The 12,910-nt window shown below is 72.1% G+C and carries 14 protein-coding genes; 10 read left to right on the plus strand and 4 right to left on the minus strand.

Annotated features, from left to right (window positions below):
- Positions 1 to 10 precede the first annotated feature (10 nt).
- From ACFY1H_RS45245 to ACFY1H_RS45255, 3 genes are read left to right on the plus strand one after another with little or no spacing between them, the layout of a single operon-like run.
- Positions 11 to 784, plus strand: coding sequence for an ATP-binding cassette domain-containing protein (locus ACFY1H_RS45245; protein ID WP_285969003.1), 774 nt, complete (start codon positions 11 to 13; stop codon positions 782 to 784).
- Positions 785 to 804: 20 nt separating this feature from the next.
- A complete protein-coding gene (locus ACFY1H_RS45250; protein ID WP_366583359.1) occupies positions 805 to 2,235 on the plus strand; it encodes an ABC transporter permease in 1,431 nt (476 codons plus the stop codon).
- Between the two features lie 23 nt (positions 2,236 to 2,258).
- On the plus strand, positions 2,259 to 3,428 hold the full coding sequence (locus tag ACFY1H_RS45255) for an ROK family transcriptional regulator (protein WP_366583358.1): 1,170 nt from the start codon (positions 2,259 to 2,261) through the stop codon (positions 3,426 to 3,428).
- A 258-nt stretch (positions 3,429 to 3,686) separates the two neighbouring features.
- Here the strand turns inward: ACFY1H_RS45255 and ACFY1H_RS45260 are convergent, their stop codons facing one another.
- The gene (locus ACFY1H_RS45260; protein WP_204090267.1) at positions 3,687 to 3,866 is read right to left on the minus strand and encodes a hypothetical protein; all 180 of its coding nucleotides are present in this window, start codon (positions 3,864 to 3,866) and stop codon (positions 3,687 to 3,689) included.
- 340 nt (positions 3,867 to 4,206) lie between these two features.
- On the opposite strand from ACFY1H_RS45260, the gene ACFY1H_RS45265 reads away from it, so the two are divergent.
- From ACFY1H_RS45265 to ACFY1H_RS45275, 3 genes are read left to right on the plus strand one after another with little or no spacing between them, the layout of a single operon-like run.
- The gene (locus ACFY1H_RS45265; protein WP_366583357.1) at positions 4,207 to 5,010 is read left to right on the plus strand and encodes an EamA family transporter; all 804 of its coding nucleotides are present in this window, start codon (positions 4,207 to 4,209) and stop codon (positions 5,008 to 5,010) included.
- Between the two features lie 20 nt (positions 5,011 to 5,030).
- Positions 5,031 to 6,383 (plus strand): glutamine synthetase family protein, encoded by a 1,353-nt coding sequence (locus tag ACFY1H_RS45270; RefSeq protein ID WP_366583356.1) that lies wholly within the window; start codon positions 5,031 to 5,033, stop codon positions 6,381 to 6,383.
- 4 nt (positions 6,384 to 6,387) lie between these two features.
- Entirely contained in the window at positions 6,388 to 7,140 is a 753-nt protein-coding gene (locus ACFY1H_RS45275) for a DUF6885 family protein (protein ID WP_366583355.1), read from the plus strand.
- On the opposite strand, the gene ACFY1H_RS45280 is transcribed toward ACFY1H_RS45275, so the two are convergent.
- Genes ACFY1H_RS45280 through ACFY1H_RS45290 form a run of 3 tightly spaced genes read right to left on the minus strand, consistent with a single transcriptional unit; the run spans position 7,137 to position 10,506 of the window.
- Positions 7,137 to 8,594 (minus strand): amino acid permease, encoded by a 1,458-nt coding sequence (locus ACFY1H_RS45280; protein WP_366583354.1) that lies wholly within the window; start codon positions 8,592 to 8,594, stop codon positions 7,137 to 7,139. The genes ACFY1H_RS45275 and ACFY1H_RS45280 overlap by 4 nt on opposite strands.
- Positions 8,595 to 8,650: 56 nt before the next feature.
- Complete coding sequence (locus ACFY1H_RS45285; protein WP_366583353.1) at positions 8,651 to 9,301, minus strand: response regulator transcription factor; 651 nt, start codon at positions 9,299 to 9,301, stop codon at positions 8,651 to 8,653.
- Positions 9,298 to 10,506: a sensor histidine kinase gene (locus tag ACFY1H_RS45290; protein ID WP_386956287.1), complete on the minus strand. Its 1,209-nt coding sequence runs from the start codon at positions 10,504 to 10,506 to the stop codon at positions 9,298 to 9,300. The genes ACFY1H_RS45285 and ACFY1H_RS45290 overlap by 4 nt, the downstream gene beginning before the upstream one ends.
- A 115-nt stretch (positions 10,507 to 10,621) precedes the next feature.
- Between ACFY1H_RS45290 and ACFY1H_RS45295 the strand changes: the two genes are divergently transcribed.
- Genes ACFY1H_RS45295 through ACFY1H_RS45310 form a run of 4 tightly spaced genes read left to right on the plus strand, consistent with a single transcriptional unit; the run spans position 10,622 to position 12,845 of the window.
- Positions 10,622 to 11,212: a hypothetical protein gene (locus ACFY1H_RS45295; protein ID WP_386956241.1), complete on the plus strand. Its 591-nt coding sequence runs from the start codon at positions 10,622 to 10,624 to the stop codon at positions 11,210 to 11,212.
- Positions 11,209 to 11,418 carry a hypothetical protein gene (locus ACFY1H_RS45300; RefSeq protein ID WP_364174377.1) on the plus strand — a complete coding sequence of 70 codons (210 nt, stop codon included), beginning with the start codon at positions 11,209 to 11,211 and terminating at the stop codon, positions 11,416 to 11,418. Before ACFY1H_RS45295 ends, ACFY1H_RS45300 begins: the two co-directional genes overlap by 4 nt.
- A gap of 19 nt (positions 11,419 to 11,437) precedes the next feature.
- Positions 11,438 to 11,836 carry a hypothetical protein gene (locus ACFY1H_RS45305; protein WP_386956242.1) on the plus strand — a complete coding sequence of 133 codons (399 nt, stop codon included), beginning with the start codon at positions 11,438 to 11,440 and terminating at the stop codon, positions 11,834 to 11,836.
- A gap of 28 nt (positions 11,837 to 11,864) precedes the next feature.
- Positions 11,865 to 12,845, plus strand: a complete 981-nt coding sequence (locus tag ACFY1H_RS45310; protein ID WP_386956243.1) for a phosphotransferase family protein — start codon at positions 11,865 to 11,867, stop codon at positions 12,843 to 12,845.
- The last annotated feature ends 65 nt before the right edge of the window (positions 12,846 to 12,910 follow it).

Genomic DNA, 12,910 nt, shown 5'->3' on the forward strand with positions numbered 1-12,910 from the left:
AGCGAACCCCATGAGCGAGCCCATTCTCGACATCAAAGGTCTGAACAAGAGCTTCGGCCCCGTCCACGTCCTCTACGACGTGGACTTCGCCGTGCGTGCGGGCGAAGTCACCGCGCTCGTCGGCGACAACGGCGCCGGCAAGTCGACGATGGTCAAGTGCATCGCCGGCATCTACCCCTCCGACACGGGCACCGTGACCTTCAACGGCAAGCAGGCTCACATCAGCAGCCCGAAGGACGCGGCCGAGCTCGGCATCGAGGTCGTGTACCAGGACCTCGCGCTGGCCGACAACCTCGACATCGTGCAGAACATGTTCCTCGGCCGCGAGCGCGGCAGCCAGTGGCTGCTCGACGAGGCCAGCATGGAGAAGGCCGCGCGCGAAACGCTGGCCTCCCTGTCGGTGCGCACCGTGAAGTCGGTGCGCACGCCCGTCTCCGCGCTCTCCGGTGGACAGCGCCAGACCGTGGCCATCGCCAAGTCGGTGCTGTGGAACAGCAAGGTCGTGATCCTCGACGAGCCGACCGCCGCACTCGGTGTCGCGCAGACCCGTCAGGTCCTCGACCTGGTGCGCCGGCTCGCCGAGCAGGGCCTCGGCGTGGTTCTGATCAGCCACAACATGGCCGACGTGTTCGAGGTCGCCGACCGCATCGACGTGCTGTACCTGGGCCGTCTGGTGGCGGAGGTGCAGACCAAGGACGTGACGACCAACCAGGTGGTCGAGCTGATCACCTCCGGCCGGTCGGGTGACCTCGGCCTGGCCCGCCCCGAACACGTCGTGCTGTGAGCAACGAGAAAGAACCGACCATGACTGAGACCCCTGCCAAGTCCGCCAAGCCGGACTCGGCGAACGCGATCGCCGACTTCGGCATCGACACCACGTCGATGTCGACGGGCGAGGCGATCAAGGACTACTTCGCGCGGCTCAAGGACGGCCAGCTCGGCTCCGTTCCCGCCGTGCTCGGCGTGATCGTGCTGGCGATCCTGTTCAGCTCGCTCTCGAGCGACTTCTTCACCCTGCGCAACATCGCGAACCTGCTCGCGCAGGGCGCGGGCCAGACGATCATCGCGATGGGCATCGTCTTCGTGCTGCTGCTCGGCGAGATCGACCTGTCGGCCGGTACCGCTTCCGGTGTGGCCGCCTCGCTGATGGCGCTGCACTACGTGCGCAACGGCAACCTGCTCGGCTCGATGGGTGGCGGCGTTTTCGTCACGTTCATCGCGGTGCTCGCGATCGCCGTGATCCTCGCCCTGCTGCAGCGGATCTGGGCCGGGGCCGCGGTCTCGCTCATCGGCATCGTCGTGATCCTGATCGGAGCTCCGCAGAACGCGTGGCTCGAGATGATCATCGCGATCACCACGGGTACCGCGATCGGCTGCATCACCGGTTTCCTCGTCTCGAAGATCGGCATGCCGTCGTTCGTCGTGACCCTGGCCCTGTTCATCGTGTGGCAGGGCGTGATCCTGCAGTTCATCGGTGAGGGCGGCACGCTGCCGATCAGCACGAGCGACACCCTCAACGCGGTGGCCAACGGCAACCTGTCGGTGCTGGGCAGCTGGATCATGTTCCTCGTCGCCGCCGGTGGTTACGCGGTCATCGCGCTGGGGCAGCACTTCACCCGGCTCAAACGCGGCCTCGTGGTGCAGCCGACGCCGATCGTGCTGTTCAAGGTCGGCGTGGTGGTGGTCATCTCCGCCGTCGCCACGTACCTGCTGACGATCAACCGCTCGTCCAGCAACCTCGTGGTGATCGACGGCGTTCCGTACGTGGTCCCGATCGTGCTGGTGCTGCTGTTCGCGGGCACCTACGTGCTCAACCGCACGCGCTACGGCCGGCACCTCTACGCCGTCGGTGGCAACCAGGAAGCCGCCCGCCGCGCCGGTATCAACGTGGCGAAGCTGCGCACCAGCGTGTTCGTGATCAGCTCGACCTTCGCGGCGATCGGCGCGATCGTGTACTCGTCGAAGATCGGCTCGGTCAACCCGCAGTCCGGTGGCCTCAACACGCTGCTGTTCGCGGTGGGTGCGGCGGTCATCGGCGGTACGTCGCTGTTCGGCGGCAAGGGCCGGATCATCGACGCGGTCATCGGTGGTGCCGTGCTGGCGATCGTGAACAACGGCCTGGGCCTGCTCCAGCAGTCCGCGGCCGTCGTGAACATCGTCACCGGTCTCGTCCTGCTGCTCGCGGCCACCGTCGACGCGCTGTCGCGGCGCCGAGCGGCTGCGTCGGCACGCTGACGCCCGATGCCACGTTCAAGCCGGTGACGAGCTCGTCCGTCGCACGACCCGACGAGGTGCGCCGGCACAACCGCACGACCCTGCTCCGTCTGCTGCACGTCGGCGGGCCGAGCACCCGGGCGACCCTGGCGGCGGAGCTGGGGCTCAACCGGAGCACGATCAAGACCCTCGTCGACGGGCTCGCGGAAGCGGGCGTCGTCGAGGAGAAGGTGCCGAGGCCGGGACGAGGGGCGGGCCGCCCCTCGCTCCTGGTCCTGCCCCAGCCGCACGCGGCGGTCGTGCTCGCGGTCGACCTGCAGGTCGAGCACGTGGCGATCGCGCTCGTGGGGCTGGGCGGCCAGATCCTCGGCCGCAACAGCTGGAACCTGCGCGGCCGGATGCGCGAGGCCGACGAGGTGATCACGCACGTCATCGAGTCGACCGCCGTGCTGGCCGGCGACCTCGGGGTCACGCCCGTGGCCGTCGGGGTGTCGGTGCCCGGGGTCGTGCGGCGTGCCGACGGCCACGTGCACGAGGCGCCGAACCTGCGCTGGACCGACGTCGCCCTCGGCGAGCGCCTGTCCAGCGTGCTGCGCATCCCCGTGCTGGTCGGCAACGACGCCGAGCTGGGCGCCGTCGCCGAGCACCTGCGTGGCGCGGCCCGCGGGTCGTCCGACGCCGTGTACGTGTCCGCCGACGTCGGTGTCGGTGGCGGGGTCATCGCCCAGGGCTCGTCGCTGCGGGGCGGCGCGGGGTATGTCGGGGAGATCGGCCACATGGTCGTCCGCCCGGGCGGACGCGCCTGTTACTGCGGCAGCAGCGGCTGCTGGGAGACCGAGATCGGCGAGGCGGCCCTGTGCCGGGCCCTGGGACTGCCGGAGGACACCGCGCGGGGTGCGATCCTGTTCGAGCTGCGGGAGCTGGCCCGCGACCCCGAGGCGGCGCTCTCCCGGCTCGCGGAGTTCGCCGAGTGGCTCACGATCGGGCTCGTCAACGTGATCAACCTGCTGGGCCCGCAGCTCGTCGTGCTGGGCGACCTGCTCACGGTGCTGCCGGACTCGGTGATCCGCGCCGTGGCCGCCGAGGTCCGCCGCCGCAGCCTGGTCAGCCGGGCCGTCGGCGGGACGCGGATCGTGAGCTCGGCGCTGGGCGCCGACGTGAAGCTGCTGGGCGCCGCCGAGGTGGCGTTCGAGGTCGTCCTCGACACGGTCTAGGCGACGCGATTGCCCACCGGGAATTGCCGGGTGTGGCGTTTGCCACGGAAGTGCCCGGTATTCGGTTTCGGCGCGGTTTCGGACCGGACAGGAATTGTCAATTCAGCACCCGGTGCAAAACGCGAAGTTGCAAGTGGCGAAGTGGCCGGGGTCTCGGTTTCACCGCGAATGGGTCTCGAAACGCCGAAGGCGGCAGGTGCATCGGGCACCTGCCGCCTTCGGGCCGAGACGTTCGTCCCGGCGTGGTCTTCGAGACCCCTACTTCTGGATCTCCGCGGCCAGTTCCTTGAGCTTGGCCTCGTGCTCACGGGCGTGGTGCCCGCAGAAGAGCAGCTCGCCTCCGGAGCTGAGGACGGCGCGTACCTGAGCCGCAGCCCCGCACCGGTCGCATCGGTCGGCGGCGGTCAATTCGGGGCGGGTGAGCGTGGGTGATGTCATGGGGGTCTCCCTCCGTCCCGGTACTGGTCGCCCAGTACCTCGATCCAGCTACGCCCACTTCGGAAGTGATGCCCTCGGCGGGATCGCCTCCGGCTCCGCGGTGTTCGTGCTTCCACTGTTCCAGACGTTTCGCGGCCCGCAAGTGTTCCCGCACCGGTGGGACCTGTGTCACGCCGAATTACCCCAGTTGTCGTAGTCCCGTCCCGCTCCTTAGGACAAGGGTGCCCGTGCGTAGCCGTTTTCCGAGGTCAGGCACCATGCGGGAGTGGGTTCTGCACTATCCGGAAAACGCGCGACGGCCATTCCGGCCCCGGTCTTGTTCGTTCTCAGCGGAATTTCGATGTATGCCGGGGCGGCCATCGCGGTCGGGCTTTTCGGGCACGCCTCCCCGTCGGGGGTCGCCTGGCTGCGCTGCCTGGGCGCCGCCGTGGTGCTGCTCGCGTGGCGCCGGCCCGCCCGCGCCGTGTGGCGGGGCCGGCGGTTCCTGCTCGCGGCCGCGTTCGGCGTGGTCACCGCGGTGATGAACGTGGCCTTCTACGAGGCCATCGCCCGCCTCCCGCTCGGCACGGTCGTGGCGCTGGAGTTCGCCGGGCCCGTGGTCGTGGCGGCCGTCGGGTCGCGCACGCGCCGCGATCTCGGCGCGCTGGCGCTGGTGGCCGTCGGCGTCGTCGCGATCGCGGACGTGCGGCTGGAGGGCGGCGCGCTGGGCGTCGGGTTCGCCCTGGCCGCCGCGGCCGCGTGGGCCGGGTACATCGTGCTCGGCAAGCGCGTCGCGGTGGCCGGCGACGGCGTGGACAGCCTGGCGGTGGGCTTCGCCGTGGCCACGGTCGTGCTCTCGCCACTGGCGCTCGGCACCGGTGAGGTGTGGTCTTCGCCACGTATGCTGCTGCTCGGCATCGGTGTGGGCGTGCTGTCGACGGTGGTGCCCTACGTGCTCGACCAGTTCGTGCTGCGGCGCGTGGGCCGCGCCGGCTTCGCGGTGCTGCTGGCGCTGCTCCCGGTCACGGCCGGCGTCACCGGGTACGCGCTGCTCGCGCAGGTGCCGAGCCTGCCGGAGGCGCTGGGCACGCTCGCGGTGGTCGCCGGGGTCGCGCTGCGCCGCAGGGACGAGCCCGGCGACGCGCCGGCCGAGCCGCGATACTGACCCGAACCCCGGAGGTGGCGATGACCAAGGCGGCGTCGGCGGTCGCGAAGGACCTGGCCCTGTCCGGGGTGCGCGGGGTCCACCTCTCCTGGGCCGACAACAACGGCATTCCGCGCTCGCGCATCGTGCCCATCCACGGCCTCGCGGGCGCCGCCGCCCGCGGCGTGGGCGCGACCTCGCTGTTCGCCGTGTTCGACAGCCACGACGCCATCACCTACGGCCACGCGGGCCTGGCGACGCCGTCGGGCGACATCCGGCTCGTGCCGGTGCTGGACCGCCTGCGCCGCCTCGCCGGCCAGCCCGCGCTCGCCTGGGCGCCCGCGCGGCAGGTCGCCGCCGACGGCTCGCCCTGGCCGTACTGCCAGCGCTCGGTGCTGGAGCGCCAGGTCGCGGAGGCGGGCCGGCGTGGGCTGGAGTTCCAGGCCGGTTACGAGCTCGAGTTCGCCGTGGCACCCGCCGGCGCCACCGACGTCGTCGCGGCTCCCGGGCACCCCGGCCCCGCCTACAGCCCGCACGCGCTCGTCGGCCTCGACGGCTTCGTCGCCGCGCTGCTGCACGACTTCGCCGCCAACGGCCTGGAGATCGGCCAGCTGCACGCCGAGTACGGCCCGGCCCAGCTGGAGCTGTCGCTGGCGGCCACCGACCCCGTGTCGGCCGCGGACGACCAGCTCCTGGCCCGCCAGACCATCCACGCCGCCGCGCACGCCCACGGCCTCGCCGTGAGCTTCGCGCCGCTGGTCAGCCTCGCGGCCGCCGGCAACGGCTGGCACCTGCACACCTCCGTGCGCCGCCGCGGCCGCAACCTGCTCGCGGGCGAAGGACAGCCGGTCGACGAGGGCGCCGCCTACCTCGGCGGCCTGCTGCGCGATCTGCCCGCGCTGACCGCCGTCACGGCCCCGAGCGTGCCCTCGACGATGCGGCTGCGCCCGGGCTACTTCGCCGGCGCCTATGCGTTCTGGGGCGTGGAGAACCGCGAAGCGCCCCTGCGCTACGTGCCGGATTCGCCGCTGCTCGGCCCGGACCACGCGAACGTCGAGCTCAAGACCTCCGACGCGTCGGCCAACCCGTACCTCGCGCTGGCGGTCGTGCTGGCCGCGGGGATGGCCGGCATCGAGGACGGCGCTCCGTTGCCCGAGCCGATTGCCGAGGACCCGGGCGGCTGGACGGCGGGCGAGCGCGAGACCCGCGGTGTCCTGCCGCTGCCGGCGAACCCCGCAGACCAGGCCGCGGCGCTGCTCGCGTCGCCCCGCGTCTCGGGCGCCCTCGGCGACGAGCTCCTGGGCGCCTTCCGCGCGGTGCGCGCGTCCGACGCGGCGTGGGCCGCGGACCGCACGCCGGAGGACATCGTCGCGGCCCACGCTTGGCGGTACTGACCGCGTGGCCGAGCTCTCCGCCGTGCACTGGCTGCCCGGCGCCGCGCGGCTCATCGCCGAAGCGCGCGCCGAGCTGCCGCAGAAGGACGGGCTCTCGGCCGCCTTCGCGGCGCTGGCCGTGCTGCGGGCGGCCGGCTGCGCCGTGGCGGACCAGGACGAGGTCGCCGTGGCCGCCGGCACCGTCCGCGCGCCGGGCGAACCACCGGCCGGGGCGAAGAGCCGGGCCGACTTCCGGTTGCCCGTCCCGTGCGACCCCGCGACGGCCGGTACCGAGCCGGAAGCACTGGCCGATGCCGTGGAAGCGTTGTCGGACCGGCGGTTGCGGGTCGTCCCGGCGACGGGGGAGTGGTCCCCTCAGGCGCTGGTCGACCTGCTGGTGGCGCTGTGGGACCTGCCGCGGGTGGCGGTGCTCGCGCGGCTGGACCCGGCCGAGCTGGGCTCCCCCGACACCCCGGAACGCGCCCTGCTCGACTACCTCCACACCGGTGTCCCTCCCTTGTGGACGAACCGGTGGCGTCCGCCCGGGCACCACCACGTGCTGGTGGCCGGCGTCCGGATCGGCGCGGAGGGCACGGTGCTGTCCGTTGTGGACACCTACGCCGTGCTGGGGGACAACGGGATCCACGAGCAGCCGGTGGAATGGGTCACGGCCGCGCTGGCCGGATCGGGAGTCCTGCTGCTCGTCGCGGACGCGGCCCACGCCGGCGAGCTCGCCGAAGCGGTCGCCGGCGCGGGCCTGCGGCCCGGCTTCGCCTAGGTCGTCGTCTCGGTCCGGTTGCCCGGCGCGAGGCGGGAGTGCTTGCGGCCGTAGAAGAAGTAGATCAGCAGGCCCAGCACCAGCCACGCGGCGAAGCGGATCCAGGTGAGCACGTCGAGGTTCAGCATGAGGTAGAAGCACGCCACGGCGGCGATGATCGGCACCACGGGGGAGAACGGCACGCTGAACGGCCGCTTCAGGTCCGGGCGCCGCTTGCGCAGCACCGGCACGGCCACCGCCACGATGATCATCGCCGAGAGGGCGCCGATGCTGACCATGTCGGACAGCGCGGAGATCGGCACGAACGCGGCGAGCACCGCGATGAGGACGGCGCCGAGGATGGTCATGCGGTGGGGCGTGCCCCAGCGCGGGTGGGTGGTGCCGATGGCCTTGGGCAGCAGGCCGTCGCGGCCCATCGCGAAGCCGATGCGGCCGATGGTCACCAGCTCCACCATCATCACCGACGTCAGGCCGGTCACGGCGCCGAGTGAGATGAGCGCGCCGACCCAGTGCTGGCCGACGCTGTCGAACGCGGCCGCGAGCGGGGCGCCGGTGTCGATGTCGGTGAACGGGATCATGCCGGTGAGCACGATCGACACGGCGATGTAGAGCACGGCGCACACGGCCAGCGCGCCGAGAATGCCCACGCGCAGGTCCTTGCGCGGGTTGACGGTCTCCTCGCCGAGGTTGGCCAGCGCCTCGAATCCGGTGTAGGCGAAGAACACCACGGCCGCGGCGGTCACGACACCCGCGATGCCGTACACCGACTGCTCGAGCCCGAGCGCGGCCTGCACCACCGGCTGTTCCAGCACGCCCGAGCCACCCGAGGGCGGTTGCGCCGGCGGGATGAACGGCGTGAGGTTGGCCCCCTTGATGAAGAACACGCCCACCACGACGATCAGGACGCACACCGCGACCTTCACGCACACCAGCAGGTTGGTCAGCCACGCGGATTCCTTGATCCCGAGCACGGCCACCACCGTCAGCACCGCGATGATGATCACCGCGCCGATGTTGACCTTCGCGTCCTCGCCGAACCACGTGGGCGAAAGCCCGAGCAGGTTCGCCAGGTACCCGGACCAGCCGCGCGACACCACGGCGGCGCCGAGCGCGAACTCCAGCAGCAGGTCCCAGCCGATGATCCACGCGAACACCTCGCCGAGCGTGGCGAACGCGTAGGTGTAGGCGCTGCCGGCCGTCGGCACGCTGGAGGCCAGCTCGGCGTAGCAGAGCGCCGCGAGCCCGGCCACGATCGCGCCGATCACGAACGACAGCGTGACCGCGGGGCCGGCGTGGGTCTTGGCCTCGACGCCGGCGAGCGTGAAGATCCCGGTTCCGATGATGATCCCGACGCCGAACCCCACCAGGTCGCGTCCCCTGAGCCGCCGCTTCAGCTCGCCCGAGTCCTGGCGCTTCAGGACCTCGTCCACGTCCAACGTTCTCCGCACACCCATGGAAGAACGTTAGAAGCTCACGGGCCCGCCTGCAGATCGGTTGCTCGGCGCCGCCTTCAGTCCAGCGCCAACCCGGCTTCCTGCGCGAGGATCGCGGCCTGCACGCGCGAGCGCAGGTCGAGTTTCGTGAGCACGCGCGACACGTGCGTCTTCACCGTCGTCTCGCCGATGTGCAGGCGGGTGCCGATCTCCGCGTTGGACAGGCCGGCGCCCAGGCAGCCCAGCACCTCGCGTTCGCGGTCGGTCAGGTCGTCGAGACCCGACGGCGCGGTGACGGGTTTCCCGGCCGCCTGCGCGAACGCCGTGATGAGCTTGCGCGTCACCTGCGGCGCCAGCACGCCCTCGCCCGCGGCGACGAGCTTCACGGCCTCGATCAGCCGCGGCGCCTCGACGGACTTGAGCAGGAAACCCGCGGCACCCGCGCGCAGGGCGGCGTGCACGTACTCGTCGAGGTCGAACGTGGTGAGCACGAGGACCTGCGCCAGTCCCTCGGCGACGAGCTCGCGCGTGGCGGTGATGCCGTCGGTGCCGGGCATGCGCACGTCCATCAGCACGACGTCGGGCCGCAGCGCCCGCGCCTGCCGGACCGCGGCGGCGCCGTCGGCGGCCTCGCCGACCACCTCGATGCCCTCGGCGTTGCCCAGGATCAGCACGAGGCCCGCCCGGATCGCCCCGTGGTCGTCGGCCACCAGCACCTTGACCGTCACGCGTTTCCCTCCACCAGTGGCAGCTCGGCGCGGACCACCCAGTCCGAGCCCGACGGGCCCGCGCTCAGCGTCCCGCCCACGGCGCTCGCGCGTTCGCGCATGCTCAGCAGCCCGTGGCCCGTGCCACCGGTGCGCGCGGCCGCCGAACGCAGCTCGTTGCCGATCTCGACGGTGAGTATGCCGCCGTCGCGGCGCAGGTCCACCACGACCCGCCCGCCCGGCGCGTGCTTCACCGCGTTGGTGAGCGCTTCCTGCGCGATCCGGTACGCGGTGAGGTCGACGGCGGCGGGCAGGCCGGCCGAGGAGTCCACTGTGGATTCGACGACGACCTCCATCCCCGTGGCCCGTGCGGATTCCACGAGCCGCGACAGCTCGGCGAGGCGCGCGGGCGCGGTGGTCTCGTACTCGTCGTCACCGGTCTCCGACGCGGCGCGCAGCAGGCCGATCATCGTGCGCATCTCGTCGAGCGCGCTCACGCTGTTCTCCCGCACGGCTTCGAGCACCGCGCGCGACATCCTCGGATCCTCGGCCATCGACAGCGCCGCCTCCGACTGGATCGCGATCGCCGAGAGGTGGCCCGCGATCACGTCGTGCAGGTCGCGCGCCATCCGTGCCCGCTCGGCGGCCACGGCAGCGCGCCGGTCGAGCTCGGCGATCTTCGCCAGCTGGTCGGCGTTGGCGCGTTCGGTGGTGGCGATGTCGCGCTGCTGGCGCACGTTCGCCGCCCACCACACCGGCACCAGCAGGAACGGCAGGATCCCGAGCGCGCCGATCACCGCCACGCGCCACTGCGCGGACACGGCCAGCGCGGCGACCAGCACGCCCAGCGCGGCCGTGGCCGCCACGCCGATCATCACCCGGCTCATGCGGCGCGACCCGTAGAGCGTCGCCGCGTAGAGGAAGTCGGTGTACACGGCCACGACCGGCAGCGACGGGCTCAGCACCAGGTCGGCCGCGAGCACGCCCGTGGCCAGCAGCAGGCCGCCCGGCACCCAGCGGCGCAGGAACGACAGGCCGCACAGCACCGCGAGCTCCACGAGCCGCACCCACAGCCCGAAGTGGTCGGGGCCGGGGATCAGGCGGTAGACGTCGGTGAGGTACAGCGCGAGGCCCACGACGAAGACGAACAGGGCGATGAGGCCGTCCTGCTGCCACGGGGGCAGTTCCCGGGGCTTGAACAGGGCCGGCGCGCGGGTTCCTCGCAGCGGCACGACCCCATGGAAGCACAGGGGCCACTGGTGGTCGTCCTACTAAGTGATGACCCCCCGATCGTGCCCTTCACCGATTCGCCCCAGTGTTCTTCGCGGGACAGTGGGGATCATGAACGCTATCGGGAACTACCTCGTCGACAACCCGGCGACCCTGCTCATCGTCGGGGGTGAAGTGGCCTTCTGGGTCGTGCTCGTGGGCGGCCTGGTGGCGCGCTACCCGCTGAAGCGGAAGAAGTTCAGCACCGTGCTGCTGGCCGCCGTGCCCGCGATCGACCTGGTGGTGCTGGTCGCCACCGTCATCGACCTCGCGAGCGGCACGACCCCGAACCTCTCGCACGGCCTCGCCGCCGTGTACCTGGGCTTCAGCGTCGTGTTCGGCCCGAGCATGGTCCGCTGGGCCGACGTGCGCTTCGCCCACCGCTTCGCCGGCGGCCCGCCGCCCGCACCGAAACTGCGGGGCAAGGCAAAGGTCCGCCACGAGTGGCGGGAGTGGTACAAGTGCGTGCTGGCCTGCGTGATCGCCGCCGTGCTGCTGCTCGCCGCGATCTTCCTCATCGGCCGCCCGGGTCAGGTCGGACCGCTGTGGGACTGGCTGCCGCGCCTCGGCGGCCTCGTGGGCATCTGGCTGTTCGCCGGCCCGCTGTGGACCGAGCTGTTCGGCAAGAAGGACGAGCCGAGCAAGGAAAAGGTGACCTCGTGATCGAGCTGCTCGGTCTCCTGCTCGTGATCCAGGGGGCCGGCGGGCTCATCAACCGGCTCGCCGGCTCCACGAACCCCAGCTGGTTCGTGCAGCTGCACCTGCTGCCCCCGCAGCTGCACATCGCGGCCAGCGCCGTGCTGCTCGCGGTGGGCGCGGCCGTGCTGTTCGCGGGACAGGCCCGCAAACGCCGGCGCGATCACCTGTGACGCGGCTTACACTGGACGCGTGGCCGACGCGACCGGCAGCGTGGCCGGGCCTCTCGTCCTCTTCGCCGTGGTCAGCATCGCCCCCTCGGCGCTCTTCTGGTGCGCGCTGCGCGTGCCCGCCGTCTACCGCTGGCTGCGGGACCGCCGCCGCGAGCAGCCACAGCCGGCGGGCCCGCCCGTCGAACGCCTCTCCGCGGACCTGCGCCGGGTGCACCGGGTGCTCGCGTCGTACCCGCCCGGCACTCCGGCGGCCCGCCGCATCGGCACCCGCCAGGCCTACGACGAGCTGCTCCAGACGGCCTGCCGCGCGGTCGGCGTCGAGCACCGGCTCGAGTCCCTGCCCGAGGGCATCGACCGCGACCTCGAACGGCTGCGCATCGAGGAGTCGTTGAGGCGCGAGGGCCTGGCGGTGCCCTGAGTATTCACGGGGCTGCCAGGATGAGCCCATGGACTTCCGCCCCCTCGACCGCCCGATCGGGGCGTTCCAGCAGCAGCTCGGCCCCGAGCAGATCGAAGCCGTGTGCGAGCGCGTGTTCGGGCCCGCCACCGTGGTGCGCGCCGCGACCGAGCTGGGCTGGGGCGGCTACAACACGACCTACCGCGTGGAGCTCGCCGACGGGCCGGTGATCCTGCGCGTGGCCCCCGAGCCCGCGCGCCAGACGCGGACCGAGTGGCAGTTCATGCGCAACGAGTACGTCGCGGCGCCGTACTTCGCGCCCATCGCGCACCTGCTGCCGCGCACGATCGCCGCCGACTTCACCCACGAGGTGCTTCCGCGCGACTACGTGGTGCAGGCCGTGCTCACCGGCCGCGCCGGGCCCGACGTGCTGCCGACGTATCCGCCGGCCGAGCGCGCGCCGTTCTACCGCGAGCTGGGCCGCCTGACGCGCCTGGTGCACGACGTGCGCGGGCCCGGCTTCGGCCCGGTCGCGGGACCGCACTTCGCCTCGTGGAGCGAAGCGCTGGTCGCCTTCTTCGCCGACAACGCGCTCGACCTGGAGGACCGCGGCCTCGACGCCGGCGACGTGCGCGAGGTCGGCAAGCTCGCCGCCCGCGACTCGGCGCTGCTCGACGAGGTCACCGAACCGCGCCTGCTCCACGGTGATCTCTGGACGATCAACGTGATGCTCACCGACGATCTCCGCGTCACCGGCGTCTACGACCACGACCGCAGCTGGTGGGGCGACCCGGAGGCCGACTGGCCGATCCGCATGGCGCTGGCCAAGCCCGGCGCGGAGCGGGACGCGTTCTGGGACGCCTACGGCCCGCTCGGCACCTCGCCCGAGGCCCGGCGGCGCATGCTCTACTACCGCGCCCGCCACCTGGGCGCGCTACGGCTGGAACGACACCGCCTTGACCAGGCCGAGAAGCTCGCCGATTCCTACGACGAGCTCGCCGCCGTCCTCACGGCCCTGCTGCTCCCCTGAGCGCCCCAATGCGGCGTTCGGTGCGCTGGAACGCACCGAACGCCGCGTTGGGTGCGTTGAGCGCA

Origin of the sequence: Amycolatopsis sp. NPDC001319 (assembly GCF_042896185.1) — a bacterium.
In the GTDB taxonomy this organism is placed as follows: domain Bacteria; phylum Actinomycetota; class Actinomycetes; order Mycobacteriales; family Pseudonocardiaceae; genus Amycolatopsis.